The 26,342-nt window shown below is 72.1% G+C and carries 27 protein-coding genes; 10 read left to right on the top strand and 17 right to left on the bottom strand.

All coding sequences use genetic code 11. The features are described from left to right. Positions 1 to 38 precede the first annotated feature (38 nt). From VFJ21_08115 to VFJ21_08125, 3 genes are read right to left on the bottom strand one after another with little or no spacing between them, the layout of a single operon-like run. Positions 39 to 494 carry a hypothetical protein gene (locus VFJ21_08115; protein HET7407081.1) on the bottom strand — a complete coding sequence of 152 codons (456 nt, stop codon included), beginning with the start codon at positions 492 to 494 and terminating at the stop codon, positions 39 to 41. A 51-nt stretch (positions 495 to 545) separates the two neighbouring features. Then, positions 546 to 950, bottom strand: coding sequence for a Zn-ribbon domain-containing OB-fold protein (locus VFJ21_08120; GenBank protein HET7407082.1), 405 nt, complete (start codon positions 948 to 950; stop codon positions 546 to 548). Further along, entirely contained in the window at positions 947 to 2,116 is a 1,170-nt protein-coding gene (locus VFJ21_08125; GenBank protein ID HET7407083.1) for a thiolase domain-containing protein, read from the bottom strand. Before VFJ21_08125 ends, VFJ21_08120 begins: the two co-directional genes overlap by 4 nt. Positions 2,117 to 2,207: 91 nt before the next feature. On the opposite strand from VFJ21_08125, the gene VFJ21_08130 reads away from it, so the two are divergent. Together VFJ21_08130 and VFJ21_08135 are read left to right on the top strand one after the other, a co-directional pair. Beyond that, entirely contained in the window at positions 2,208 to 2,813 is a 606-nt protein-coding gene (locus VFJ21_08130) for a hypothetical protein (protein ID HET7407084.1), read from the top strand. A gap of 183 nt (positions 2,814 to 2,996) precedes the next feature. Next, on the top strand, positions 2,997 to 3,200 hold the full coding sequence (locus VFJ21_08135; GenBank protein HET7407085.1) for a cold-shock protein: 204 nt from the start codon (positions 2,997 to 2,999) through the stop codon (positions 3,198 to 3,200). A gap of 42 nt (positions 3,201 to 3,242) precedes the next feature. Here VFJ21_08135 and VFJ21_08140 read toward each other — a convergent pair whose 3' ends face one another. Further along, positions 3,243 to 5,540 (bottom strand): xanthine dehydrogenase family protein molybdopterin-binding subunit, encoded by a 2,298-nt coding sequence (locus VFJ21_08140; GenBank protein HET7407086.1) that lies wholly within the window; start codon positions 5,538 to 5,540, stop codon positions 3,243 to 3,245. A gap of 114 nt (positions 5,541 to 5,654) precedes the next feature. Here VFJ21_08140 and VFJ21_08145 point away from each other — a divergent pair, with 114 nt between their 5' ends. Continuing rightward, positions 5,655 to 6,665: an SDR family oxidoreductase gene (locus VFJ21_08145; protein ID HET7407087.1), complete on the top strand. Its 1,011-nt coding sequence runs from the start codon at positions 5,655 to 5,657 to the stop codon at positions 6,663 to 6,665. Beyond that, on the top strand, positions 6,658 to 7,236 hold the full coding sequence (locus VFJ21_08150; GenBank protein ID HET7407088.1) for a hemerythrin domain-containing protein: 579 nt from the start codon (positions 6,658 to 6,660) through the stop codon (positions 7,234 to 7,236). The genes VFJ21_08145 and VFJ21_08150 overlap by 8 nt, the downstream gene beginning before the upstream one ends. Before the next feature lie 49 nt (positions 7,237 to 7,285). On the opposite strand, the gene VFJ21_08155 is transcribed toward VFJ21_08150, so the two are convergent. Genes VFJ21_08155 through VFJ21_08185 form a run of 7 tightly spaced genes read right to left on the bottom strand, consistent with a single transcriptional unit; the run spans position 7,286 to position 11,557 of the window. Beyond that, positions 7,286 to 9,130, bottom strand: a complete 1,845-nt coding sequence (locus VFJ21_08155; protein HET7407089.1) for a complex I subunit 5 family protein — start codon at positions 9,128 to 9,130, stop codon at positions 7,286 to 7,288. A gap of 1 nt (position 9,131) precedes the next feature. Continuing rightward, positions 9,132 to 9,479, bottom strand: coding sequence for a cation:proton antiporter subunit C (locus VFJ21_08160; protein HET7407090.1), 348 nt, complete (start codon positions 9,477 to 9,479; stop codon positions 9,132 to 9,134). Beyond that, the gene (gene mbhE, locus VFJ21_08165; GenBank protein HET7407091.1) at positions 9,476 to 10,255 is read right to left on the bottom strand and encodes a hydrogen gas-evolving membrane-bound hydrogenase subunit E; all 780 of its coding nucleotides are present in this window, start codon (positions 10,253 to 10,255) and stop codon (positions 9,476 to 9,478) included. Before mbhE ends, VFJ21_08160 begins: the two co-directional genes overlap by 4 nt. 9 nt (positions 10,256 to 10,264) lie before the next feature. Continuing rightward, a complete protein-coding gene (locus VFJ21_08170; GenBank protein HET7407092.1) occupies positions 10,265 to 10,513 on the bottom strand; it encodes a DUF4040 domain-containing protein in 249 nt (82 codons plus the stop codon). Then, positions 10,510 to 10,818: a monovalent cation/H(+) antiporter subunit G gene (locus tag VFJ21_08175; GenBank protein ID HET7407093.1), complete on the bottom strand. Its 309-nt coding sequence runs from the start codon at positions 10,816 to 10,818 to the stop codon at positions 10,510 to 10,512. Before VFJ21_08175 ends, VFJ21_08170 begins: the two co-directional genes overlap by 4 nt. Further along, the gene (locus VFJ21_08180; GenBank protein HET7407094.1) at positions 10,815 to 11,069 is read right to left on the bottom strand and encodes a monovalent cation/H+ antiporter complex subunit F; all 255 of its coding nucleotides are present in this window, start codon (positions 11,067 to 11,069) and stop codon (positions 10,815 to 10,817) included. Before VFJ21_08180 ends, VFJ21_08175 begins: the two co-directional genes overlap by 4 nt. Continuing rightward, positions 11,066 to 11,557 carry a Na+/H+ antiporter subunit E gene (locus tag VFJ21_08185; protein ID HET7407095.1) on the bottom strand — a complete coding sequence of 164 codons (492 nt, stop codon included), beginning with the start codon at positions 11,555 to 11,557 and terminating at the stop codon, positions 11,066 to 11,068. Before VFJ21_08185 ends, VFJ21_08180 begins: the two co-directional genes overlap by 4 nt. A 129-nt stretch (positions 11,558 to 11,686) precedes the next feature. Here VFJ21_08185 and VFJ21_08190 point away from each other — a divergent pair, with 129 nt between their 5' ends. The 4 genes from VFJ21_08190 (at position 11,687) to nrfD (ending at position 17,253) form a co-directional block, all read left to right on the top strand. Continuing rightward, the gene (locus tag VFJ21_08190) at positions 11,687 to 12,058 is read left to right on the top strand and encodes a hypothetical protein (protein HET7407096.1); all 372 of its coding nucleotides are present in this window, start codon (positions 11,687 to 11,689) and stop codon (positions 12,056 to 12,058) included. Further along, entirely contained in the window at positions 12,055 to 15,318 is a 3,264-nt protein-coding gene (gene fdh, locus VFJ21_08195; protein ID HET7407097.1) for a formate dehydrogenase, read from the top strand. The genes VFJ21_08190 and fdh overlap by 4 nt, the downstream gene beginning before the upstream one ends. Before the next feature lie 94 nt (positions 15,319 to 15,412). After that, the gene (locus tag VFJ21_08200; protein ID HET7407098.1) at positions 15,413 to 16,198 is read left to right on the top strand and encodes a 4Fe-4S dicluster domain-containing protein; all 786 of its coding nucleotides are present in this window, start codon (positions 15,413 to 15,415) and stop codon (positions 16,196 to 16,198) included. Next, complete coding sequence (nrfD, locus tag VFJ21_08205) at positions 16,195 to 17,253, top strand: NrfD/PsrC family molybdoenzyme membrane anchor subunit (GenBank protein ID HET7407099.1); 1,059 nt, start codon at positions 16,195 to 16,197, stop codon at positions 17,251 to 17,253. The genes VFJ21_08200 and nrfD overlap by 4 nt, the downstream gene beginning before the upstream one ends. Before the next feature lie 57 nt (positions 17,254 to 17,310). Here nrfD and VFJ21_08210 read toward each other — a convergent pair whose 3' ends face one another. From VFJ21_08210 to VFJ21_08235, 6 genes are all read right to left on the bottom strand, one after another. After that, the gene (locus tag VFJ21_08210) at positions 17,311 to 18,246 is read right to left on the bottom strand and encodes a DMT family transporter (protein ID HET7407100.1); all 936 of its coding nucleotides are present in this window, start codon (positions 18,244 to 18,246) and stop codon (positions 17,311 to 17,313) included. 104 nt (positions 18,247 to 18,350) lie between these two features. Beyond that, a complete protein-coding gene (locus VFJ21_08215) occupies positions 18,351 to 19,469 on the bottom strand; it encodes an acyl-CoA dehydrogenase family protein (GenBank protein HET7407101.1) in 1,119 nt (372 codons plus the stop codon). After that, entirely contained in the window at positions 19,466 to 20,776 is a 1,311-nt protein-coding gene (locus tag VFJ21_08220) for an acyl-CoA dehydrogenase family protein (protein ID HET7407102.1), read from the bottom strand. The genes VFJ21_08215 and VFJ21_08220 overlap by 4 nt, the downstream gene beginning before the upstream one ends. Before the next feature lie 93 nt (positions 20,777 to 20,869). Continuing rightward, on the bottom strand, positions 20,870 to 21,991 hold the full coding sequence (locus VFJ21_08225; GenBank protein HET7407103.1) for a class I tRNA ligase family protein: 1,122 nt from the start codon (positions 21,989 to 21,991) through the stop codon (positions 20,870 to 20,872). Between the two features lie 4 nt (positions 21,992 to 21,995). After that, a complete protein-coding gene (locus tag VFJ21_08230; GenBank protein ID HET7407104.1) occupies positions 21,996 to 23,195 on the bottom strand; it encodes a Bcr/CflA family multidrug efflux MFS transporter in 1,200 nt (399 codons plus the stop codon). Between the two features lie 41 nt (positions 23,196 to 23,236). Then, positions 23,237 to 24,487 (bottom strand): geranylgeranyl reductase family protein, encoded by a 1,251-nt coding sequence (locus tag VFJ21_08235; GenBank protein HET7407105.1) that lies wholly within the window; start codon positions 24,485 to 24,487, stop codon positions 23,237 to 23,239. 122 nt (positions 24,488 to 24,609) lie between these two features. Between VFJ21_08235 and VFJ21_08240 the strand changes: the two genes are divergently transcribed. Both VFJ21_08240 and VFJ21_08245 read left to right on the top strand, forming a co-directional pair. After that, positions 24,610 to 25,368, top strand: coding sequence for a class I SAM-dependent methyltransferase (locus VFJ21_08240; protein ID HET7407106.1), 759 nt, complete (start codon positions 24,610 to 24,612; stop codon positions 25,366 to 25,368). Continuing rightward, positions 25,365 to 26,093 (top strand): hypothetical protein, encoded by a 729-nt coding sequence (locus VFJ21_08245; protein ID HET7407107.1) that lies wholly within the window; start codon positions 25,365 to 25,367, stop codon positions 26,091 to 26,093. Before VFJ21_08240 ends, VFJ21_08245 begins: the two co-directional genes overlap by 4 nt. Positions 26,094 to 26,342: the final 249 nt, after the last annotated feature.

The raw sequence follows: 26,342 nt of genomic DNA on the forward strand, positions 1-26,342 counted from the left end.
CGGCGGATTCTGCCGGATCGGGTTGGTCGCGGCGCGCGTCAGTGCTGGTGGCTGCGCCGGTACGCCGCGGCGCTCGCACCGACGAGCACCGTCGCGACCGCCGGTGCGACGGGCGACAGCCCGGTGTAGGGAAGCTGGTCGGTCGGGCCCGCGGCCGTGCCGCCCGGGACCGGCGTCAGCGCTGCGGCCGGCGGCCCGCCGGGTTCGCCGGCTCCCGAGACGCCGTCGCTCGGCGCGGGGGCGGCTGCGGGCGGGGTGGTGGGGGTGGACGGCTGGGGTGCCGGGGTGGCGGTGGACGCGGGCGGCTGTGTCGCCTGCGGGGGGCTCGAGGTGGCCGCGCTCGGACCGGCGGCGGGGAGCGGGCCGCCGGCGCCGGCGGGATTGCTCTCGCCACCGTTGCCGGCCGCGCCCGTCAGGATGGCGGCAATCGCTGCGCCGATCACGGCGACGGCGAGCACCAGCAGGGTGCGGGCGAGCCCGATGCGCCGATCCACGACCGAATCGTCCCCGTTGCCCGCGAGCAGGACACGGGGACACGCCGGGGGTCAGCCGCGCGGGCGGAAGCGGACCAGCGCCCGGCCTTCGCCGGTGTCGTGGAAGACGACCTCGACCGGCTGGTCGATGCGGACGGTCTCGGGGTCGCAGTCGACGATGTTCGTGAGCAGCCGGGGACCCTCGTCGAGCTGGACGTAGGCCAGCACGAACGGCGCCGCCTCGCGGTAGGCGCCCTCGCCCCGCCGGGCCACCGTGTAGCTGTAGACCGTGCCGCGCCCGCTGCCCTCGAACCACTCGGTGGCGGTGCTGTGGCAGTCGGGGCAGATGGCCCGGGGGTACCAGATGACGTGGCCGCACGCCGTGCAGCGCTTCAGCAGCAGCCGGCCTTCGGCGGTGGCGTCCCAGAACGCCTTGGTCTCCGGGTTGACCGGCGGCACCGGAGTGGGCAGGCTCATGCGTCCTCCTGGCCGAGAATCAGCGTGGCGCTGCCCATGCGCGTGCCGAGCGAGCCGCCGGTGCCGTGCGCGAGCGCGATCCGGCAGTCGGGCACCTGCACCTGCGGGTGCGCCTCGCCGCGCAGCTGGCGGACCGCCTCGATGACCTTCGTCATGCCGCCCCGGTTGGTCGGGTGGTTGTTGCACAGACCACCGCCGTCGGTGTTGAACGGCAGCTTGCCGTGCGGCGCGACCAGCGCCCCGTCCATGACGAACCGCCCGCCCGCACCCTTCTCGCAGAAGCCGAGGTCCTCGATCGTCTCCAGCACCGTGATCGTGAACGAGTCGTAGATCGACGCGTAGTCGATGTCGGCGTGGCTGACCCCGGCCTCCTCGAAGGCCCGCGGGCCGGACCAGCGCGCCCCGGTGTAGGTCAGGTCGATGCGGCCGTTGTCGGCGTGCTTCGGCGCCTCGCCGTGGCCGAGCACCTTGACGCAACGTCGTTCGAGCGAGCGTGCCACCTCGGGGCTGACGACGACGACCGCCCCGCCACCGTCGGTGACGACGCAGCAGTCGAGCAGGTGCAACGGGTCGGCGACCAGCCGCGATTGCAGGACCTCCTCGACGGTCACGGCCTTGGGCAGGAAGGCGTTGGGGTTGTGCTGCGCGTGCAGCGAGGCGGCCACCTTGATCTCGGCGAGCTGCTCGCTGGTGGTGCCGAACTCGTACATGTGGCGTTGCGCGGCCAGCGCGTACATCGGGATCGTCGACGTGCCGTAGACCATCTCGAACGCCGCCTCGGGCGCGTTGGTCGCACCGCGCATCCGGCCGACGTTTTCCCGCTGCCGCGGCCGGCCACCGAGGGTGATGAGGGCGACGCTGCACTTGCCGGCGGCGATCGCGGCCGTCGCGTGCCCGACCAGGGCGACGTAGGACGACCCGCCCATCTCGGTCGAGTCGACGTAGGACAGCCGCTTCAGGCCCAGGTAGTCGGCCATCGACAGCGGTCCGAACCCCGGCGCGTCGCCCGCGCAGAAGTAGCCGTCGACGTCGTCCATCGTCAGCCCGGCGTCGGCCAGGGCGCCTAGGGCGACCTCGCCGTGCACCTGTGGCGTGGACTTGTCGGGGATGTCGCGGTCGGGGTGCTCGAACGCGCCCGCGATGAAAGCCCGTCCGCGCAGACTCACGACACGCCCACCTCTCGACCCGGCTTTGCGGCGACCCTATGCAACCGACCGTGGTCCACTGCAGGGAGGGCAACCGCTCCCGAGGAGGATCGTGAACCGCGCGCTGACCGCTGCCGCCGTGCTGCTGGCCGGACTCGCTGCCGCGTGCAGCGGCAGCAGCGGAGGCACCCACACTGCCGCCTCGTCGCCCGCCGCGACCACGACCTCGCCTCCTGCGAGTGCTGCCCCCACCGTGACCATGACCGCCAACCCGATCGTCGCCCCGACGTTGCCACCGCCCACCAGCGCCGCACCGGGTGACGTCCCGGCCGGCGCGACGCTCGTGATGCGGCACGACGGCAGCGGCACGTCGTACGTCGTCTATGCCGAGCCCCGCAACGGCAGCTACTGCCTGGTGCTCGTCGCCGGCTCGCAGCGCGGCGAGCAGTGCGTTCGCTCGGTGCCGCCTTCGGACCAGCTCGACGTGCACACGCTGAGCACCGGCACGGGGCCGGGGGCGATCTCGCTGCTCGCCGGCGTCACCGGGGGCCGGGTGGTCAAGGTGACGGCCGACACCGACGCCGGCTCGGCGGCGAGCGTCACACCGGTCGCGGTCGCCGACACGGGGGGCAAGGCCTTCGCCGTCGCGGTGGATCCCGACACGGTCAGCCAGGTCACCGCCTACGATGCCGCGGGCAACGTCGTCGCCCGCAGCTGAAGCCACCTGCTCGGCGCTCTTCCCCTGATCGACCCGGGTCGGCTACGCTGGTAGCAGGTCGCAGTTCTCGCCTAGGTGTTTCGCCCGCGGGATCTTTCCGCGGGCGTTTTGTTTCTCTCCGAGAAGCACCGCGGGCGGCCCGGTCCCACACCAGGGGCATGAGCCAGTGAGAGGACAGAAGTTATGGCTCAGGGCACGGTGAAGTGGTTCAACGCGGAGAAGGGCTACGGCTTCATCACTCCGGACGACGGCAGCAAGGACGTGTTCGTGCACTTCAGCGCGATCTCGGGTTCCGGCTACCGCAGCCTGGATGACGAGCAGCGGGTCGAGTTCGACGTGACCCAGGGTCCCAAGGGCCCCCAGGCGGAGAACGTTCGCGCCGTCTGAACCACCACCGTCGTAGCCCCTGCGCCCCTCGCGGGCCGGGGGCTACGCGTTTTTCGTGCCCCGTTGCGCCGACGCCTCGGTGATCGCGCGCCAGACCCGTTCGGAGGTCGTCGGCAGGTCGATGTGGCGTACGCCGAGGTGCGCGACCGCGTCGATGACGGCGTTCTGGACCGCGGGGGTGGCGCCGATCGTGCCGGCCTCCCCGATGCCCTTGGCCCCCAGTGGGTTGTAGGGCGTCGGCGTCTCGGAGTCGACCAGGTCGAAGCTCGGCAGCAGGTCGGCGGTGACGATGCCGTAGTCGGCGAAGTTCGTCGTGACGGGGTTGCCGTCGGCGTCGTAGCGCATCTCCTCGACGAGAGCCTGCGCCACGCCCTGGGCCAGGCCGCCGTGCCGCTGGCCCTCGACGAGAAGCGGGTTGAGGATCCGGCCGGCGTCGTCGACCGTGGTCAGCGACCGCAGCGTCACCTTGCCCGTGCCGGTGTCGACCTCGACCACGGCCAGGTGCGCGCCGAACGGGAACGTCGGCCCCTGCGGCACGAAGTGCGACGACGCCGACAGCACCGCCTCGCGCCCGGCCGCTGCCGCGGCCAGCTCCGACCACGACAGCCCGCTGCTCGCGTCGCCGGCGACGTGTAGCCGGGCGCTGTCCTTGTCGAGCACCACGTCGTCGGCGCTGGCTTCGAGCAGGTCGGCGGCGAGGTCGCGCGCCTGGGCCAGCACCGAGACGGCGGCGTCGTGCACCGCGGTGCCCCCGAGCTGCAGCGACCGGGAGCCGAACGTCCCGACGCCCTGCGGCACCAGGTCGGTGTCGCCGTAGATGACGGTGACCGCATCGAGGGGCACGCCGAGCTGGTCGGCCACGATCATCGCCCACGACGTCGCGTGCCCCTGCCCGTGCGCGGACGACCCGGTGAGCACCCGCACCCGCCCGTCGGGCTCGATGTCGACCTGCGCGTGCTCGCCGGCGTAGCTGTCACCGGCGGTGATCTCGACGTAGGTGGCCAGGCCGATGCCCAGCTGCACGGTGTCGCCGGACTCGCGCCGCCGCCGCTGCTCGTCGCGGAGCCGTTGGTAGCCGCCCGCCTCGAGCACCCGGTCGAGCGCGGCCCGGTAGTCGCCGCTGTCGTAGATCAGGCCGGTGCGCGTGGTGTAGGGGAACGCGTCTGAGCCGACGAGGTTGCGCCGGCGCACGTCCGCCGGATCCATCCCGATCTCCGCCGCGAACAGGTCCACCGCGCGCTCGACGGCCGCGGTCGCCTCCGGCCGCCCCGCGCCGCGGTAGGCGGCCACCGGGGTCGTCGTCGTCACCACGCTGACCGCGCGGCTCTCGACCTTGGGGATGTCGTAGACGCCGGGTGCCATCCAGCGGGTGAGGAACGGCAGGAACGACCCGATCTCCGGGTAGGCGCCGGCGTCCTGCACCACCTCGAGCCGGTAGGCCAGGATGCTGCCGTCGCGCCGGCCGCCGATCGTGACGGTCTGCTTCTGGGCACGCCCGTGCGTGAGGCCGACGAGATTCTCCGAGCGGTTCTCGGTCCAACGCATCGGCCGGCCGAAGTGCCGCGCCAGCCACGGGAGCAGCACCTCTTCCGGGTCGCGGCCCATCTTGGCGCCGAAGCCGCCACCGACGTCGGGCGCGACCACCCGCACCTGCTCCTCCGCCAGGTCGTAGGCCGCGCGCAGCCGGTCCCGCGTGCCGTGGGCGCTTTGCGTGGCGGACCAGAACGTCAACCGCTCGTCATCGCCCCACGCGGCAGCGGCCGATCGCACCTCCATGGGCGCGGGCGCCACCCGCTGGTTGACGATGTCGGCGCTGACCACCACCTCGCAGCCGTCGAACAGCGTGTCGTCGCGGCCGTCATCGAAGGTCGCCGCGACGTTGCTCCCCGTGTCGGGGAACAGCAGCGTCGACCCGGCCAGCGCGTCAGCGAGGTCCACGACGGCGGGCAGCGGCTCGTAGTCGACCGAGACGAGCTCCGCGGCGTCCTCGCCCTGGTAGCGGTTCTCGGTGACGATGGCCGCGACCGGCTCGCCCACGTAGCGCACCAGGTCGCGCGCGAGCACCGGCCGCGGCATGTCCGTCGTCACGCCGATCAGCTGCGCCACGCCCGGCGGGAGGTCGACCTCGGCGCCCGTCACGACGCCGATGACGCCGGGCGCCGCGACGGCGTCGGCGGTGTCGATGTGGGTGATCCGACCGTGCGCAACCGTCGAGCGCACGTAGGTCACGTGCGCCGCGCCGTCGAGGGCCGGCTCGCGCAGATCGTCGACGTAGGTGCCGCCGACGGTGAGGAAACGCGGGTCCTCGAAGCGCACGACGCGGGTGCCGAGAATGCTCATGCGCGCACTATGGCGCAACTCCCGGCCCCTGCGTCAGGGCTCCGGCCGTTGATGTCGGCGTACGGCGGGTAGATGCCAGTCAACGGATCGTTTCCGCAACCGGGAGGCACGCGCATGGCATCGGCACATGGCCGCAAGATCGCAGTAGTGACCGGAGGCACCGCCGGCGTCGGCCGGGCGACGGTGCGGGAGTTCGCCGGTGCCGGCTACGACGTGGCGATCCTCGCGCGCGGCCAGGCCGGCCTCGACGGCGCCGCGAAAGACGTCGAGAACCTCGGCGGGCGCGCGCTGCCGATCCAGGTCGACGTGGCCGACCACGAGGCCGTGCAGGCGGCGGCCGACCAGGTCGAGCGCGAGCTCGGCGAGATCGACGTCTGGGTCAACGTGGCGTTCGTCGGCTCGCTGGCGCTGTTCTGGGACACCACCCCGGAGGAGTACAAACGCTTCACCGACGTCACCTACCACGGCCAGGTGTGGGGGACCCGGGCCGCGCTGTCCTACATGCGCCCGCGCGACCGCGGCGTCATCGTCAACGTCGGTTCCGCGATGGCCTACCGCTCGATCCCGCTGCAGTCGCCCTACTGCGGGGCGAAGCACGCGGTGAAGGGCTTCAGCGAGTCGGTGATGACCGAGCTCGCGCACGAGAAGAGCAACGTCAAGCTCTGCATGGTGCAGCTGCCGGGCCTCAACACGCCGCAGTTCAACTGGAACCTGTCCAAGGTGTCCAAGCACCCGATGCCGGTGCCGCCGATCTTTCAGCCGGAGCTGCCGGCCCGGGCGATCCGCTTCCTCGCCGAGCACCCGCGGCGCAACATGTGGGTCGGCATCTCGACGGCGTACACGATCCTGGGCGAGCGGGTCGCGCCGAAGCTGCTCGACCTCTACCTGGGCTGGCAGGGCGTGAAGTCCCAGCAGACCGGCAAGGACGCGCCGCGCTGGGGTGCCAACACGTTCGAGCCGCAGGACCAGGACGCCGACCGCGGCGCGCACGGAGCGTTCGACAGCAAGGCGCACCACCGCGACCCGGTGCTGTGGATGTCGATGCACCGGCGCGCGCTGATCAGCGCGTTCACCGGCGTCACTGCTGCTGCCGGCGCCGCGGCGGTCGCGCTCACCCGTGACTGATGCCCTCGTCGACGCGCTCGACGAGGGTCATCGCAGGCTGCGCGAGCTGCTCGTCGCGATCGGCGAGCTGCCACGGGACTCGGTGCACATCGACGGCGCGCAGATGCGTCAGCGGCAGATCCTGCTTCGCCGGCTGCGCCGCGAGTTCGTCGCGCTGGCGACGCTGAAGGAGCGATCGCTCTGGCCGGCCGTCCGCCGCCATCTCGTGAGCGGCGACGACCTCGTCGCTCGCGCGATCCGGCAGAAGCGGTACGTCGAGCTGCTGATGGACAAGCTGCGATGGTTCGCCCATCGCGACCCGCGGGTCGACGACCTGCTGGCGCGGCTGCTCACCTGCGCCCGGGAGCACCTGGACTTCGAGAACGCCCTGTTCGAACGGCTGTCCACCGAGCTGCCCGACGAGGAACGGCAGCGGATCGCCGAGCAGTTGCGCCACCCACCGGCGCTGCTGCCGACCCGGCCGCACCCCGACCTGCCGACGGCACCGTGGGCGGCCCGGCTGTTCGGGCCCGTCGCCGCCGCCGTCGACCGGGTCCACGACCGGCTGCAGACGGCCCCGAACGGGCTCTGAGCCGCGCGCCGTTCAACGCCGCCTGGGCGGGCGGGTCTGCCGCGGAGTCTCAGCGCAGCGGGAATCCGACGAGAGCGGCCAGCCCCACCACTCCGGCGGCCAGCCAGGCGACGTAGTCGCCGACGTGGCCGGAGTGCACGCTGCGTACCACCCGCAGCGGGGGTTCGGCGTAGCGGAGAACCCCACGCAGCAGCGTCGGCAACCGGTGCCCGTAGATGGCGAGCAGCGCGAAGGCGACGGCCAGCACCGCCGACAGCGCGGCGAGCCCGACACCCAGCCAGGTCCAGTGCGCCTCGGGGACCGGCGGCGGGGGGTGGACGGCCATCCCGTGCAGCGCCTGCCCGACGTAGGAAACGCGGTCGGTGAACTGCCCGGCGGCCTTCGACACCGCCGCCGCGATCCCGGGCACACATCCGGTCGCGAGGGCCATCGACAACAGGGTGACGATCGCGGCCACCATCGTGATCGGGACCGTGTCGAGCGTCACGTCGCCTACGGTTTCGGTGCCCTCCTCCTCGCCGCTGGTCGAGACGTCCTGGTCGATCTGGTGCGGTTTCGGGCCGAGGCCGAAGTAGATGCGCAGCCCGGCCCGCAGCACCGCGCCGCCGGTGATCGCCGACACGAGCACGAACATCGCGGGCGCCCAGGCGTAGCCCGACGTGGCGACCGCCTCCTCCGCGATCGACTTGCCGAGGGCCGTCCCGAAGGGTGGCATCGCGGCCAGCGCCAGGGCGCCCAGCACGAACAGCCACGGCATCAGCCGGGCGTCGCGGCCCCGGCCGTAGAGCTGGCGCTCGTCCACGCTGCCGTAACGGTTCAGCAGCACGCCCGCGAGCAGGAACAGGGCGGACTTCACGCCGGCATGCCCTGCGACGTACAGCATCGCGCCGGTCGTGCCGGCGGTGTCGAGGGTCGACATCGCCATCAGGAACAGGCCGACGTGCGCGATGGTGGAGTAGGCCAACATGCGCTTGATGTGGCGTTGCGAGAAGCACATGATCGCGCCCACGGCTGCGGTCAGCGCACCGAAGACGATGAAGGTCTGGCGGATGTCCGATGCCGGCAGCGTGTCGCTGAAGACCACCCAGTAGAGCCGGAAGACGCCGTAGACACCGAGCTCGACCATGACGCCGGAGAAGAGCACGCACACCGGCGCCGGCGCGACCGCGTGTGCGTCGGCCAGCCAGAAGTGGAGCGGCACCATCGCCGCCTTCACCAGGAAGCCGGTCACGACGAGCACGAAGCCCGCGACGACGAGGATGTCGGGTCGTCGGTGCGACAGGCTCTCCGACAGCTGGGGCAGGCCGAGCTCGCTGGTGCGGCTGTAGAGCAGGCCGATGCCCATCAGCGACAGGTAGGCGCCGAGCGAGTTGATGATGCCGAAGTTCAGCCCGCCCTGGACGGCTGATGGCTCCTCGATCCTGAACCCCGTCAACGCATAGGCCGCTGCGCCCATGAGCTCGAAGAAGACGAACATGTTGAACAGGTCACCGGTCAGCGCGAACCCGACCATGCCGGTCAGGAAGAGCAGCATGAGCACGTGGTAGTGCGCGGCGGCGTCCTCGAAGTAGCGCCAGCTGTAGACGAGCGCGATCGTCATCAGCGCCGCGGCGAGCAGTCCGAGGCCGGCGTTGAGCGGGCCGGCGATGAGGACGATGCCGACGCTGAAGCCGTGGGACGGCTGCCGCCCGCCCGCCCAGGTCACGACCCGGCCGCCGGCGGAGGCGGTCATCAGGGCTGCGCAGATGCCGGCGACGCCGGCGGTGGTGAGCGTGGCGATGCCGTCGCGGACCTGGTGCGGAAGGAACTTGCCGATCGCGACAAGGATGCAGGCCACCGTGATCGGCAGCGCGATGGCCAGCGGCGCGAGGTCGCCGGCGGGGACGTCGGGCACGTCAGCCCTTCAGCTCGGCGAGCTCGTCGGGGTCGACGGTCCCCTGCCGCTTGCCGATCTGGATCGACAGCGCCAGGAGCAGGGCGGTGACGACGGCCGACACGACGATGTCGGTCAGCGTCATCGCCTGCACCACGGGGTCGACCACCTTCGTCGTCGGGGACTCGGTCGAGCCGAAGACCGGTGCGGTCGCGCCGTTCTGGTAGCCGACCGCGAGCAGCAGCACGTAGGTGCCGGCCTGCGCGACCGACAGCGACACGGTCGCGTGGACGAGGTCGCGGCTGCGCACGATGCCCCACATCCCGGCGAGCATCAGCCAGCCCGAGACGAAGTAGGCGTAGTAGGTCACCGGTCACCGCCGCGGTCCACGGTGCCCTGCGGCGAGGCCCCGCCGCGGATCGCCAGTGCCTGCTTGAAGAACGCCGCCAGCAGCACGATGAAGCTGGACGCGACCTCGAGCCCGACGAGCACGTTGAGCAGCGGCACGGTGCCTGCAGACAGCAGGTGGCCGAAGGCGCTCGAGTCGCCCTGCGGGATGACGTTGGCGAGGAACGCTCCGGCGACGATCATCCCCGCCATCGCGAGAATCGCGAACGCTGCGGCACCGACCGCCTCGCCGACCTCGAAGACGTGCTCCGGCCGCAGCCGCTCCAGCGCCGGGTAGTTGCCGGCCAGGTAGACGAGGTGGATCCCGGTGGCAAGGATCACGCCACCCTGGAAGCCGCCGCCCGGTGTCAGATGGCCGTGGATGACCACGTCCATCCCGATCAGCATCGTGACCGCGAGCATGAGGTAGCCCATGAGCCGCGTGCCTTCGAGCACCCGGCCGGGCTGTAGCTTGCGCTTCTCGTCCTCCTCCTTCGACGGGCGCAGCAGCGCGGCGGCGCCGACCACCGAGACGAGCAGGATCACCTCCTCACCGAGCGTGTCGAGACCGCGCTGGTCGAACGTCACCGACTCGACGACGTTGGCGGTCACGTGCTTCACCGAGGCGGCGACCGCGTGGTCTCGGTAGAAATGTGACTTCTGCCCGAACCCCGGCATGGCGAGGAACGCCATCGCCATGAGCACGCCGAGACACCCGGCGGAGACGAGGAACAGCATCATGCGGTAACGACGGGTCATGTGCGTGCCTCAGCGCCCGCCGCGCATGGTGCGGATGGTCAGCATCACCAGCAGAGGCACGATCGCCGCACCCACGCCGATCTCGCTGAGCGCCACGTCGGGCGCCTGGAGCACGAGGAAGAGCAGCGAGAGCAGTACGCCGAACACCGACAGCGTGACCGCCTGCCGCTCGGGCGCGTCGGTCATGATGACCGTCGTGCCGGCGAGTGCCACCAGCGTCAGTGCCAGGGCGATGACGACGTCGCCGCCGCCGGTCACTCGGGTGACTCCTTGGGGATGATCCCCTCTCGCTGCGCGGCCGCCCGGCCGGTGGCCGCCTCGAGCTGCGGGCCGGTGATGCCCAGCAGGAAGACGATGAAGACGATCATCGCCGTGGTGAGGCCCAGGCCGTTGTCGATCGCGAGTGACAGGCCGATGAGCGGGGCGGCCAGCGACGTCACGGGGGTGATGAAGTGCAGCCGGGTGTAGAAGTCGTCGACGACCAGCGCCCCGAGACACGACAGCACCGCGACGGCCACTCCGGCGAACAGCAGCACCTGGATCAGCAGCGACTCGACACTCATGACGGCGGCCCCAGGAGGCGGGTGTAGACGAGGGTCCCGGCGAACGACATGAGGGCCAGGACGAGGGGGGCGATCAGGTAGGACGACTGCTCCACGGCCTGCGACAGCAGCAGCATGGCCACCGTCGTGACGGCGCCCGCGAGCTCGAGGCCGATCAGCCGGTGCACGGAGCTGCCGCGCGAACCGAGGATCAGCGCGGGCGCGAGCCCTCCCGCCAAGAGCACGGCGGTCGCGGCCAGCCAGGGGTTCACCGCGCCACCGTCCGCTGCAGGTCGGGCGGGCCGCCGACGATCTGGTGGAGCACCAGCGCCTCGCGCTCGGGCCGGCTGTCCATCACGAAGGAGCCCGGCGTCGTGGACACCGTCACCATCGCGAGCGCCGCGTGCGCCGACGCCCGGGCCGGGTCGTCGTGGTGTTGCAGCCGCAGCTCGCTCAGCTCACCCTCGAACGGCCGCCGGGTCACGGTGTGCGCGAGCACCGTGGCGAGCAGGCGCGCGGTGTCGGCGAGGATCGAGAACGGCAGCACGAGCAACCAGCGCAGCCAGCGCCAGTCGGGCCGCCAGGCGGCTTCGACCGTGCGCCGGACCTTGGGCATGAGCAACGCGCACGGCAGAGCGGCGGCCGCGGAGATGTAGAGCTCCATCGGCGGCGCGGATGACAGCGTGACCACCCACACGCCGACCATGAGCGCCCACCAGACAACGACCTCCACGAGGCCTGCCAGCGTCCGCCGCGTCATCGTGGACCTCCCGGGCGGCGTCTCCCCGGCCGGTCTCGGGGACAAACTCCCGGGGGTGCGGTGGCGTGGTTGCCGGCGGGGAGACGGGGTACGCGCCCGGCGTACAGCCCTGTCCGGACGGAGGTCGCCGTGCCCACGCGGGAGCAGGTCCGCCGGTTGCTGGACACCGGCATCGGTTATGAGTCGGCGGCCCGGCGGCTTTCGCTGCACCCGGGACTGGCCTACCTGATCGCGACCGGCGTGCCGGCCGACGGCGGTGACACGCTCACCGAGGAGGAGCGCTCCGCGCCGTACATGATGGGCGGCAGCCAGCGGCTGGTGAACCAGCCGCCGCAGAAACCCACGACCAACGACGAGGTCGAGCGCTGGATGCGTGCGCGTGCCGCTGCCGACGCTCAGATGCAGGCGGCAGCCCGTAGCCGTGCCGGCGAGGACGGCTCAGTCGAGCGCCTCGCAGCGCAGACAAGCAAGAGCTCCAGCGGGAAGGGAAGGCCACAGTGAGCGTCCGCACCTGGATCGAGGGATGGCCGGTCGTCCGTCAGTTCGGCGGTGACGATCCGCTCGGTCGCGGCGCCGCCGTGAAGAGCAGGCGCAGTGCCGAGCTCACCCCGCGCACCGAGAGCGCCGCGAAGGTCGTCAAGTCGATCTGCCCCTACTGCGCCGTCGGCTGCGGGCAGAACGTCTACGTCGAGGACGACCCCGAGACCGGCAAGGCGCAGGTCACGCAGATCGAGGGCGACCCCGACTCGCCGGTCAGCCGGGGACGGCTGTGCCCCAAGGGCGCCGCGAGCCTGCAGCTCACCACTGGATCGGCGCGGCTGCACACGGTGCTCTACCGCCGGCCCCACGCGACCGACTGGGAGGAGCTCGACCTCGACACGGCGATGGACATGGTGGCCGATCGGGTCATCAAGTCCCGCCGCGAAGGGTGGCAGTGGGAGGTCGATGGCAAGCGGACGAGGCGCACGCTCGGGTTCGCCTCGCTGGGTGGCGCGACGCTCGACAACGAGGAGAACTACCTCATCAAGAAGCTGTTCACCGCGCTCGGCGCCGTGCAGATCGAGAACCAAGCCCGCATATGACACAGCTCCACCGTCCCCAGTCTGGGGACGTCGTTCGGCCGCGGCGGGGCCACCACCTGCCAGCAGGAGCTGCAGAACAGCGACTGCATCGTCATCCAGGGCTCCAACATGGCCGAGTGCCATCCGGTGGGTTTCCAGTGGGTGATGGAGGCCAAGGCCCGGGGTGCCACCGTGATCCACGTCGACCCCCGCTACACCCGCACGTCGGCACTCGCCGACATCCACGTGCCGCTGCGCGCGGGCAGTGACATCGCCTTCCTCGGCGGGATCATCAACTACGTCCTGGAGCGCGGCAAGGAGTTCCGCGACTACGTCGTCCACTACACCAATGCGGCGGTCATCCTGCGGGAGGACTTCCGCGACACGGAGGACCTCGACGGCGTCTTCTCCGGTCTCGACCGCGAGGAGCGCAGCTACGACTTCCACAGCTGGCAGTACGAAGGCCTCGAGGTGCAGGCCGCGTCCGGCCAGCGCGACCAGGAGTACGAGGACAAGGTCGGCACCGACCACGCCAAGGGCGATTCGTTCGGCTCGGGCGGCGCGTCGATCGGCTCGGGCGAGCCGCAGCGCGACGAGACGTTGCAGCACCCTCGCTGCGTGTTCCAGGTGCTCAAGCGGCACTACGCGCGCTACACGCCGGAGATGGTCGAGGAGATCTGCGGCGTCCCCCAGGATCTGTTCCTGAAGGTCTGCCGGGCGCTCACCGACAACTCCGACCGCGACCACACGTCGGCGTTCGTCTACGCAGTGGGCTGGACTCAGCACACGGTCGGCGTGCAGTACATCCGTGGCGCCGCGATCCTGCAGCTGCTGCTCGGCAACATCGGACGCCCCGGCGGCGGCATCATGGCGCTGCGCGGGCACGCGTCGATCCAGGGCTCCACCGACATCCCGACGCTGTTCAACCTGCTGCCCGGCTACATCCCGATGCCGCACTCCCACCGCGACGAGGACCTCGACAAGTTCATCGCGGCGGAGCGCACGGAGAAGGGCTACTGGGCGGAGATGCGGGCCTACATGGTGAGCCTGATGAAGTCCTACTGGGGCGCGGCGGCGACACCCGACAACGACTTCTGCTTCGACTACCTGCCGCGGATCTCCGGCAACCACAGCACCTACGAGACCGTGCTGGCGCAGATCGACGGCGTCTGCAAGGGCTACTTCCTGTACGGCGAGAACCCCGCGGTCGGGTCGGCCAACAACAAGATGCAGCGCAAGGGCATGGCCAACCTCGACTGGCTCGTCGTTCGCGACTTCTCGCTCATCGAGAGCGCGACGTGGTGGAAGGACGGGCCGGAGATCGAGACCGGCGAGATGCGCACCGAGGACATCGCGACCGAGGTGTTCTTCTTCCCCGCCGCCGCGCACACCGAGAAGAACGGCTCGTTCACCAACACCCAGCGGATGCTGCAGTGGCACCACATGGCCAAGGAGCCCGATGGTGACGCGCGCAGCGATCTCTGGTTCACCTACCACCTCGGCCGCATCATCCGGGACAAGCTCGCCGGCTCGACCGACGAGATGGACCGGCCCGTGCTCGACGTCACGTGGGACTACCCGGTCGAGGGGTCGATCGACGAGCCGAGCGCGGAAGCGGTGCTCGCCGAGATCAACGGCTGGGACTCCGAGGGACGCCCGCTGTCGTCGTACGAGCAGCTGAACGAGGACGGCTCGACGGCTTGCGGCTGCTGGATCTACTGCGGGGTCTACACCGACGGGGTCAACCAGGCGGCGCGGCGCAAGCCGGGATCGGAGCAGAACTGGCTGGGTCCGGAGTGGGGCTGGGCGTGGCCGGCCAACCGCCGGGTCCTCTACAACCGCGCCTCGGCCGACCCCGACGGCAAGCCGTGGAGCGAGCGCAAGGCGCTGGTCTGGTGGGACGACGAGGAGTCGAAGTGGACCGGGCATGACGTCCCGGACTTCTCCGCGAGCAAGTCACCGTCGTACCGCCCGCCCGAAGGGGCGAGGGGGGCGGAGGCGCTCTCCGGCATCGACCCGTTCGTCATGCAGGCCGACGGCAAGGGCTGGCTGTTCGTGCCCGCGGGCCTGACCGACGGGCCGCTGCCGACGCACTACGAGCCGCAGGAGTCGCCGTTCAACAACCCGCTCTACGGCCAGCAGCGCAACCCGGTGCGCCAGGTGCTGCAGAAGCGCAAGGACAACCGCTACCACCCGAGCGGCGGCTCTCCCGGCACCGACGTCTACCCCTACGTGGTGACGACCTACCGGTTGACCGAGCACCACACCGCCGGCGGCATGTCGCGGTTCGTGCCCTACCTGTCGGAGCTGCAGCCGGAGATGTTCTGCGAGGTCAGCCCCGAGCTCGCCGAGGAGCGCGGGCTGGAGCACAACGGGTGGGCCACGATCGTCACGGCCCGCAACGCGATCGAGGCGCGGGTGATGGTCACCGCTCGGATGACGCCGCTGCGGGTGCAGGGCCGGGTCGTGCACCAGGTCGGGCTGCCCTACCACTGGGGCCCCAACGGCTACTCGACCGGCGACTCGGCCAACGAGCTCGCGCACCTGGCGCTCGACCCCAACGTGCACATCCAGGAGGTCAAGGCGCTGACCTGTGACATCCGTCCGGGCCGGCGGCCGCGGGGACCGGCGAAGAACGACCTCGTGCTGCAGTACCAACGCCGCGCCGGCGTCGACGAGAACACCGGGACGGAGGTCTGACGTGCGGCTGAGCAACGGCGAGACGCTGAGCCAGGCGCTCTACGGCGACACCGACCCGGCCGGTGCCAGCGGCTACGGCGACCACCCGCCGCGGATGGGCTTCTTCACCGACACGTCCGTCTGCATCGGCTGCAAGGCCTGCGAGGTCGCGTGCAAGGAGTGGAACCACGTCCCGGAGGATGGGCTGCTCTTCACCGGCATGTCCTACGACAACACCCAGGGCCTGGGTGCCGACACGTGGCGGCACGTCGCGTTCATCGAGCAGAGCAAGCCGCTGGCCGGTCAGATCGCCGGCGTGCAGCACGACTCAGACCAGCTGCGCTGGCTGATGTCCAGCGACGTCTGCAAGCACTGCACGCACGCCGCCTGCCTCGACGTCTGCCCGACCGGCTCGCTCTTCCGCACCGAGTTCGGCACCGTCGTCGTGCAGGAGGACATCTGCAACGGCTGCGGCTACTGCATCCCGGCCTGCCCCTACGGCGTCATCGACCAGCGCGAAGGCGACGGCCGGGCGTGGAAGTGCACGATGTGCTACGACCGGCTGCAGATCGGTCAGGAGCCGGCCTGCGCGAAGACCTGCCCCACCGACTCGATCCAGTTCGGCCCGCTCGACGAGCTGCGCGACCGCGCGCAGGTCCGGTTGCAGCAGCTGCACGACGCCGGGGTGGTCGACGCGCGGTTGTACGGCGAGGACCCGCACGACGGGGTTGGCGGCGACGGCGCGTTCTTCCTGCTGCTCGACGAGCCCGAGGTCTACGGCCTGCCGCCCGACCCGGTCGTCACGACCCGCGACCTGCCCGACATGTGGAAGCACGCCGCTGCCGCCGCCGCGACGCTGGCGTTGGCCGCGGCGGCATCCTTCATCGGAGGCCGGCGGTGAGCGGCGGCGACGTCACCAGGGACGGCCTGCGCGGGGTGCGCCCCGACCGCGACGCGATGACCGGCAACCTCGATGGAGAGAGGCGGAAGCCGGGCCGGCGACGCCGCGGTCGCGCCGAGCAGCAGATGGTGCCGGACGCGGAGTTCACGTCCTACTACGGCAGGCCGGTGATCAAGGCGCCGGTGTGGGAGGCGCCCGACATCCCCGGCTACATCTTCCTCGGCGGGCTCGCCGGCGCCTCATCGATGCTCGCGGCCGGAGCCGACCTCAGCGGCCGCGGCGAGCTGGCGAAGGTCTGCAAGGTCGCCTCTCTCGGCGCGATCAGCCTGTCGGCGCTGGCGCTGGTCCACGACCTCGGCAAGCCGTCGCGCTTCCTCAACATGCTCCGCACCCTCAAGGTCACCTCGCCGATGAGCGTGGGTTCGTGGCTGCTCGCCGCCTACGGACCGGCGACCGGGGTCGCGGCACTGTCGTCGGTCACGGGCTTCCTACCTCCGCTGGGCGCGGCCGCGACCGCGGGCGCGGCGACCCTCGGTGGTCCGGTGGCCGCCTACACCGGCGTACTCCTTGCCGACACCGCGGTGCCGGCCTGGCACGGCGGCTACCGCGAGATGCCGTTCGTCTTCACCGGGTCGGGTGCGGCGGCGGCCGGCGGCCTGGCGCTCGGGTTGGCCGACCACGGCATCCCGATGCGCCAGCTCGGTCCGGCCAGGGCCTTCGGTGTGCTCGGCGCGGCGCTCGAGCTGGTCGCGTCCGAAGCCATGGAGAAGCGGCTCGGCCTGGTCGCGGAGCCCTACCAGAAGGGCAACAAGGGCGCTTACTACGTCAAGGCGGGCAAGGCGCTGACCGCGCTCGGCGCGGTCGGGGCGGTGGCGTCGATGCGTGCCGCGCCGCTGACCCGGGCCGCCGGGGCCGCGCTGTTCCTCGGCTCGCTGGCCACGAAGTGGGGCATCTTCCACGCCGGCTTCGCCTCGGCCGACGACCCGAAGTACACCGTCGTCCCCCAGCGCGACCGGATCGAGCGCGGAGAGCAGGCGCGAGCCACCGCCGACTGAGCGCTGCTCAGGCATCAGGTCGGGCAGCACCGGCCGGGTCGGAGCCGCGCCGCAGGGTCAGGCGCTCGAGGCTGCTTCCGCGTCGGCTCCCAGCGACACGGTCTCCCCGTGGCCGGTGTGCTCGGCCTCCTCCTTCTCCTGTTCGTGCAACGCCTGCACGACCGGAGACGTGTCGAGCAGCACGATGCCCGCGATCATCGCGGCGATGCCCGCGATGGCGACCCCGAGTGCCAGCGGGGCGGTGCGGATCGACTCGCCGAACAGCGCGAGGCCGATGCCGATGGCGACGAGCGGCTCGGCCGCGTCGACGACGGGCATGCTCGACGCCAGCGGCCCGGCCTGGAACGCCGACTGGATGAGCAGCAGCCCGAAGATGCTGGTCAGCGTCATCGCGTAGATCTCCCAGGACTCGAAGCCCGAGATGGCGCCCTTGGAGAACTTGTTGGTTGCCGCGGCCATGAGGCCCGACTCGGTCCCCATGGTGGCGGCCGCGGCCAGCGCGATCAGCGAGGCGCGCATCGGCCCGCTGATGCGCCGCTGGATCAGCAGCGCGCCGGCGACCAGGATCGCGATCGCGGCGAGCACCGGGGTCCACTGCCCGATCGGCTGGATCGGGTTGCCCTGGGTCGGGGCGGCCGCGGCGATCGCCGCGGCGATGCCCACCGCCACGGCCAGCACGCCGATCCAGTCGCGGCGGCGCAGCCGCATCTTGTGCAGCCGCAGCGAGATCGGGATCGCGAACAGCAGCTCCGACACGATGATCGGTTGCACGACGGCCAGCGGCGCGAAGTTCAGCGCGAGGGCCTGGAAGACGTAGGACAGGACCGCGCAGGAGATGCCCGCGACCCACAGCCGCTGGTGCAGCAGATCCCAGATCAGCCGCGGGGAGAGCGACTCGCCCTCGGGCCGCGTGCTCGCGACCCGTTGCTGCAGCACCCCTCCGATCGCGAAGAACAGGCCCGCGATGAGGGCAGCGATGATGGCGACGTACACCGGGCGTTCATGCCCGGCCGGGGACGCTTGCAGTCACCGGACCGGGCACGGGTCCGCCCGAGGCCTCGCTGGCCTACGCCGGGGAAACCGCTCGTGTCGCCGGCTCAGTCGAGCAGCGCCGCGGCCAGGCGCTCGCGGTGCTCGACGGCGTCGCCGAACAGCAGCTCGGAGCTCTTGGCGCGGCGGTAGTAGAGGTGGGCGTCGTGCTCCCAGGTGAAGCCGATGCCGCCGTGGATCTGGATGTTGTCGGCGGCGGCGTGGAAGTAGGCGTCGGAGCAGTAGGCCTTGGCCAGCGCGGCAACCATGGGCAGCTCGTCGGAGCCCTCGGCGGCGGCCCAGCCGGCGTAGTAGGCCGCGGAGCGCGCCGACTCGACTTCCAGCAGCATGTCGGCGCACTTGTGCTTGACCGCCTGGAAGCTGCCGATCGGCCGGCCGAACTGCACCCGCAGCTTGGCGTAGTCGACGCTCATGTCGAGGCAGCGCTGCGCACCGCCGACCTGCTCGGCCGCGAGCGCGACGATCGCCAGGTCGAGGGTCTGGCGGAGCAGGTCGCGGCCCGCGCCCTCGGTGCCGATCAGCCGGGCCGGCGTGCCGGTGAGGGTGAGTTCGGCCTGCTTGCGGGTCATGTCGAGCGTCTGGACGGCGCGGCGGGTGAGACCGGCGGCGTCGGCCTGGACCGCGAAGACGCTGGGCCCGCCGGGCGCCTGCGCCGCGACGAGGATCAGGTCGGCGGTGTGGCCGTCGAGGACGAACGCCTTGCTGCCGTCGAGGGTCCAGCCGCCGTCACCGGCCTTCGTCGCCGTGGTGGCGACGTCGTCGAAGTCGTAGCGGCCGGAGTCCTCGGCGACCGCGAACGTCGCGATCGTCGCGCCCTCGGCCATGCCGGGCAGCAGCTCCTTCTTCGCCGCGTCGTCACCGGAGAGCAGCAGCGCGTTGGTGGCGAGGGCGACCGTGGAGAAGTAGGGCGCGGGCAGCAGCGCCCGGCCCATCTCCTCGAAGACGACCATGAGCTCGACCTGGCCGAAGCCGGCGCCGCCGTGCTCCTCCGGGATCGCCATGCCCTGCAGGCCCAGCTGCTGGGCCATCTGCGTCCAGACCGTCGGGTCGTAGCCCTCGTCGGTCTCCATGAGCCGGCGCACCTCGGCCGACGAGGCCTTGTCCTCGAGGAACCGGCGCAGCGAGCGACGCAGCTCTTCCTGCTCCGCGGTGAACGCCATGATCATGACTGCGACTCCTTCTGCGTGCCGACGCGCAGGTCCTTGAACGCGACGTTCTTCGAGACGTCGGGCTCCTTGGGCAGGCCGAGCACCCGCTCACCGATGATGTTGTGCTGGATCTCGTCGGAGCCGCCGTAGATCGACGGAGCCGGCGCGCCGAGGAACTGCAGGGCGAGCGAGCCGTGCAGCGGCGCGTCGTCACCGGCGAGCATCCCGCGCGCCCCGGCGATCGACATGCCGACGTCGCGGGACAGCCGGGTGATGTGGGAGACCATCAGCTTGCCGAGCGACGCCTCGGCGCCCGGGCGGCCGCCGGCCGCGACCGCCGCCTTGGCGCGCAGGCCGTTCCAGCGGTTGAGCTGGCCGAGGGTGTAGAGCCGGGCGAGCTGCTGGCGGACGTTGGGGTCGCCGGCGCGGCCGGTCTCCTTGGCCAGCTTGATGAAGCTCTCCGCGCCGCGGCCGGCCATCGCCGAGCCGGTCGCGCGCTGGGCGGGGGCCGCGGTGCGCAGGCTCTCGATGTAGTCACCGACCGACTGGTCGAGCTGGTCGGCGACCCGGGTCCCCCCTGGCGCGCTGATCGAGAAGCCCAGGCTGCCGCCGGCACCGAGGCCGACCCGCTCGTTGGCCAGCGTGGTCAGGGCGACGCCCCAGCCGCCGTTCAGGTCGCCGATGATGTTGGCGGCGGGCACGCGCGCGTCGGTGAAGAACACCTCGGCGAAGTGCGACTCACCGGTGATCTGGCGCAGCGGCCGCACCTCGACGCCGGGCTGGTTCATGTCGAACGCGAAGTAGGTGATGCCGCGGTGCTTCGGCGCATCGCGGTCGGTGCGGGCGAGCAGCATGCCGAGATCGGCACCGAGGCCGCCGGAGGTCCACACCTTCTGCCCGTTGATGACGTACTCCGCGCCGTCGAGCTCGGCCCGGGTCTGCAGGCCGGCCAGGTCGGAGCCGGCGCCGGGCTCGCTGAACAGCTGGCACCACGCTTCGTCGCCGACGAGGATCGGCCGGATGAAGCGGCGCTTCTGCTCGTCGTTGCCGTGCGCGATGATCGTCGGTGCGGCGAGCATCCGCGACAGACCCGCTGGCGGGCCGGGCGCGTGGACCTTGCGGAACTCCTCGAACGCCACTGCCGCGAGGTCGTTGGACAGGCCCTTGCCGAACCACTCCGTCGGCCAGGTCGGGCAGGCCCACCCGGAGTCGGCGAGCCGCGCCAGCCACTCGCGCAGCGGGATCTTCGGGTCGAAGCTCGTGTCGATGAAGCCGCGCACCTCGGCGCGGACGGCATCGGCCGTGGCCAGGGCGGAATCCGCCATCGTGGTCACCTCGTCGGTCGGACTGTGGGGTGCCGACGAGGCTACCGAATCTGATTCGGTTTGGTCCAGGCAGGTGGCGGCCGGATCGGAGGTTCAGCGCAGGTTGAGGACCTCGACCAGGGTGCGTGCTGCGGCACCGCCCGCGTCGGTGGCGATGTCGAGGGCACGGCGTACGTCGAGGTCCGCGCGCAGCGCGTCGAGGACGGCCGCCTCCGCCGCCCCGTCGCCGCCGCGGCCGGCCCCGGAGTAGAGCGCCTCGAGCGCGGTCGCCGCGGCCTCGAGCTCGGCCGGGTCGTAGTCCCACGGCTGCGACCACGAGCGGCGGAGCAGCAGCAGGCGAATCGCGGCGGCGCTGTGCTGGTGCAGCAGGTCGGAGACCAGCACGAGGTTGCCGGCCGACTTCGCCATCTTGTGACCGTCGAGGCGGACCGTGCCGACGTGCAGCCAGCCACGCGAGAACGGCGCGACGCCGGTGATCGCCTCGCCCTGGGCGGCCTCGTAGGCGTGGTGGGGGAAGCGCAGGTCCGCCCCTCCGGCGTGCAGGTCGATGGCCGGCCCGAACGTCGACAGCACCATCGCCGTGCACTCGGCGTGCCAGCCGGGTCGCCCGTCGCCCCACGGGCTCGGCCACGCCGGTTCGTCGGGGCGGGCGGCCTGCCAGACCGTGACGTCGAGCGGGTCGTCCTTGCGCGGGTCGCCGGGCTCGTCGTCGTACTCCGTCAGCAGTGCGATGGCCTCGTCGTGACTCAGCCCGGCGCGGTCGGGGACGCCGGCGCCGCGGAAGTAGACGGTGCCGTCGCGGACGTAGGCCGCGCCGCGGTCGACCAGCCCGGCCGCGAGGGCGATCACCTCGCGGATGTGGGTGCGCGCCCGCGGCTCGTGGGTCGGTGGCGTGACACCGAGGGCGGCCAGGTCGCGGTCGAAGTAGTACTGCTGCACGGCGGCGAACCGGTCGTACTCCGCGCCGGCGCGGCGGGCCGCGGCGAACAGGTGCTGGTCGACGTCGGTCACGTTGCGGCAGAGCTCGGCGTCGGTGCCGAGCCGGCGCAGCAGGCGGACGACGACGTCCACCCAGACGGTGGTGGCGGCGTGCCCGAGGTGCGTCACGTCGTAGGGCGTGACGCCGCAGGCGTAGATCCGAGCCCGGCCGACCAGCGGCAGCGGTCGGCCGGCGATCGTCACGGGCCGCAGGGTCTCCCGGAGGTCGAGCGCCATGACCTCAGCCTGACACGCGGCGGGGCGTGCGGGTCAGGGCCGTCGCCGCGAGCCCGGCCGCGCCCGCGACGGCGATCGTGACGGCCATGGGTACGGCGGTGTGCGAGCCGGCCAACCCGACGAGCGGGGCCGCGGAGGCACCGAGCACGTACTGCACGACCCCGACGAGCGCGGAGGCGGCCCCGGCCGTGCGCCCGTGCTCGGCGAGGGCCAGCGCGGTCGCGTTGGGCGAGGTGAGGCCGACCGCCGACACCACGACGAACAGCGAGGGGAGTACGCCGGCCAGTCCGGCTCCGATCAGCACCGACACGACGATGCCGATGCCGCCGGTCGCCGACAGGACGAGGCCGAGCAACAGGAGCGGACGCGGGCCGGTGCGGTGCACGGTGCGGGCGCTGACCTGGCTGAGCAGGATCAGGCCCGCGGCGTTCATCGCGAACACTCCGCTGAACGCCTGCGGCGACAATCCGTAGATGTCCTGCAGGACGAACGAAGAGCCGGAGATGTAGGCGAACATCGCGGCGAAGCCGAGGCCGCCCGCGAGCGCGTAGCCCGTGAACTGCCGGTCGGTCAGCAGGTGGCCGAACACGGTCATCGTCGTGCGCCAGCGACCGGGCTGCCGGCGTTCCGCGGGCAGCGACTCGGGCAACCACCGGGCCGTCGACGCCAGCAGCAGCCCGCCCATCAGCGCGAGCGCGACGAAGACGCCCCGCCAGCTGGTGACCTTGAGCAGCTGCGCGCCGGCGATCGGCGCGACGATCGGCGCGACGCCGAGCACGAGCATGAGCGCGGCGTAGACCCGTGCGGCCGCGGTGCCGCCGTGCAGGTCCCTGACCACCGCACGGGCCACCACGACCGCGGCTGCACCGGAGGCCCCCTGCAGGAACCGCAGCGCGATCAGCACCTCGATGGACGGGGCGACCGCGCACAGCAGCGAGGCGACGACGAACCCGGCCAAGCCCGCGAAGACCGGCGGGCGCCGGCCGACGCGGTCGCTGATCGGGCCGATGACCAGCTGCCCGAACGCCAGGCCGCCGAGCAGCGCGGTAAGCGTGAGCTGGGCGACGCTGCTGCTCGCCGACAGGTCGCGCGACAGGGACGGCAGCGCGGGCAGGTAGGCGTCGATCGACATCGGCGTCATCGCCGTCATCGCGCCCAGCAGGATGATGCCGGCCTGCGGAGTCTCCGACTCCTCGGTCGACACTCGGGGACTCCCGCCGCGCGAGCGCGCGGGCCGCGCGCCGGTCAGCCCGAGTCTAGGAACGTCTCAGCGAGCAGCCGGCCGGTGCGGCTGCGCCGGGCCAGCGGCCCGGCCGCAGCCCGGATGAGCCGGGCGGCGGTCAGCGCCGGCCGAGGGGTTGCGCCGTCGAGCAGGTCGTTCCAGGTGAGGGACCACGTGCCGGCGAGTCGCCGTCCCACCGGCGCCGACGTCAGCGCCCGGGCACCCACGGAGACGACCGCGGGGTGGCGCAGCAGCGCGGCCTGAAGCGGGGCGGCGAGGTTGAGGTACGGCGAGAAGCGGTCGGCGAGGGACTGCCGGTAGACCGCCGCGGCGTCACCGGGGGACCGGCAGATCGCCCGCGCGGCCAGGACAGCGCTCTCCATGGCCGGACCGATGCCTTCGCCCTGCAACGGGTTGACGAGTCCGGCCGCGTCACCGACGAGCAGCACCCGCCCCGCGGCGGGGACGGTGCCGACGGTGCCCATCTTCAGCCAGCCGCCCTGCACGTCCTCGACCTCGCCGCAGGGCAGCAGCCCCCGCGCGACCAGCCCCTCGACGTAGGCCGTGAGGTCGGCGCGGGTCCGCCGGCTGCCGCTTCGGTCGTCGAGCAGCCCCACGCCGATGCCGACGTTGGCACGCCCGTCGACGCCGGGGAACAGCCACCCGTAGCCCGGGTAGGCCCGGCCGGGCCGCTCGTCGCGCAGGCTGATCATCGGGAGGTCGGGGACGGCCGGCAGGTAGCCGCGCAGCGCGAACCCCCACAGCACCTGCTCGCTGCGCACGAGACCGGCCTGCTCGGCGACGACGCTGAGCGCGCCGTCGGCGCCCACGACGTGGTCGGCGTCGACCCGGTGGTTGCCGGCGGTGGTCAACCGCGTGTGCCCGTCGACCGAGGCCAGCCCGGTCACGCGCGCCTGGACGCCCTCGGCACCGGCGTCGAGGGCGGCGGACCGTAGCGCCGCGTCGAACGTCGTGCGCGGGCAGACCAGCGCGTGGCCGGGATAGCTGCGACCCGGGAACGCCGGCAGCCGGACGCGCCGCCCCGCGGGCCCTTCGACGTACATGTCCGATGCCGGCGGCCCGGCGACCGCGACGCCGTGCGCCTGCAGCAGGGCGACGCCGCGCGGCCCGACCAGGTCGCCGCAGGCCTTGGCCCGGGGGAACTCACTCTTGTCGATCAGCGCCACCCGGGCGCCCTGGCGGGCGAGCTGGAGCGCGGCGATGCTGCCGGCGGGTCCGGCGCCGACCACGGCCACGTCGTAGCGCGCTGCCACCCGGCCTCCTGAACCGACCAGCCGCTTCCCCCGTGGCACCGACGATGGCAGGAGATGTCCCGGTTGGCCACCGGATGGTCGCACCTGGCGCGTTCGGGGGTCGCAGGCCTACGGTCGACGGTATGGCGGCACCCGCGCAGTCTGTCGGCGCGCGCACCGACATCAACCGCGTCGCCCGCCGGCTCTTCACGCCGATGCCGGCACGCTACGACCGGCTGGCGTTCCTGTTGTCCTTCGGGCAGGACCGGCGATGGCGGCGGGCCGTCGTGGACCGCATCGTCGCCGCGTCGCCGGCCGTTGTGCTCGATGTGGCCACCGGACCGGCCGGCGTTGCCCTCGCGATCGCCGCGCGCTCGCCGGCCCGGATCGTCGGCGTCGACCTCACCGAGGCGATGCTGCGCGAGGGGGTCGCCAACGTCCGGCGGGCCGGCCAGCAGTCTCGTATGCACCTGGCGCTGGCCCGCGGCGAGCGGCTGCCGTTCCGTGACGGGACCTTCGACGCGATCTCGTTCTCCTACCTGCTCCGCTACGTTGACGACCCGGTGGGAACCGTCGCCGAGCTGGCCCGATGCCTGCGCCCGGGCGGCACGTTGGCGAGCCTCGAGTTCCACGTGCCGCCGAACGCGCTGTGGCGCGCCGCGTGGGTGCTCTACACGCGGTTGCTGCTGCCGGTGCTCGGCCTGCTGACCGGCGGCCGCCCCTGGTGGCGGGTCGGGCGGTTCCTCGGGCCGAGCATCTCCGGGCACTACCGCCGGTTCCCGCTGCAGGCACACGTCGAGGCCTGGCAGGCGGCCGGACTCGTCGACGTCGACGTGCGGCTGATGAGCCTCGGCGGCGGTCTCGTCATGAGCGCCCGCAAGCGGGATGCGTCGGCGCCATGACCCAGGTCGCGCACCGGCCCGCCTTCTACGCCACCGGGCGTGGCACCGGCGGGGTGCGCGACTGGCTCACCCTGCTGCACCCGCCGTACACCGCGTGGCACCTGTCCTACGTGGCGATCGGCGCGGCACTCGCTCCGCAGTTCGCGGTGTGGCGGATGGGCGGCGCCGTCCTTGCGTTCTTCCTCGCCGTCGGCGTCGGCGCGCACGCCGCCGACGAGCTGCACGGGCACCCGCTGCGCACCGGGATCGCGGATCGGACGCTGGCCGCGGTCGGTGCGGTCGCGGTGGCTGCTGCGGTGGCGATGGGGCTGGCGTACGCCGGCTGGCGGATGGTGCCCTTCGCCCTGGTCGGGGCGTTGCTGGTGGCCGGCTACAACTTCGAGCTGTTCGGCGGGCTGCTGCACAACCAGCTCGGATTTTCCGTTGCCTGGGGCGCTTTTCCGGTGCTGACCGGCTACTACGCCCAAGGCTTCACGCTGGGCGCGCCGGCATTCCTGGCGGCGGCGGCGGCCACCGGGTTGTCTTGCGCGCAGCGGTCGCTGAGCACCCCGGCCCGGGGGATCCGCCGGCGCACCCGCGCGGTGGAGGGCAGGGTCGTGGCCGACGACGGCAGCAGCCGGCCGCTCGACGAAGCGACGATCCTGGCGCCGCTCGAGCAGGCCTTGCAGGCGATGGCCTGGGCGGTGGCGGCGCTCGCCGCCGCGCTGGTCCTGATGCGGCTCTGACGCGGCTCAGGGTCGTGGAACCGAACCGAATTCGGGGGGCGGGCAGACGTCGTACGCCGGATGGGACAGGATCGGACCAGGAGCGCACAGGTACGAGACACGACGACCGGAGGTCCTGATGCCGTACCAGTTCACGGAGAAGGGTGTGGAGACTCTCGAGGAGGTCAAGCGGTTCCTCGATGATCACATCTATCCGAACGAGCAGGAGTATCTCGAGCAGGCGCACGAGGTCGGGTCGACCGGCTACCC

This window comes from Mycobacteriales bacterium (assembly GCA_035690485.1).
Classification (GTDB): Bacteria; Actinomycetota; Actinomycetes; order JAFAQI01; family DASSKL01; genus DASSKL01.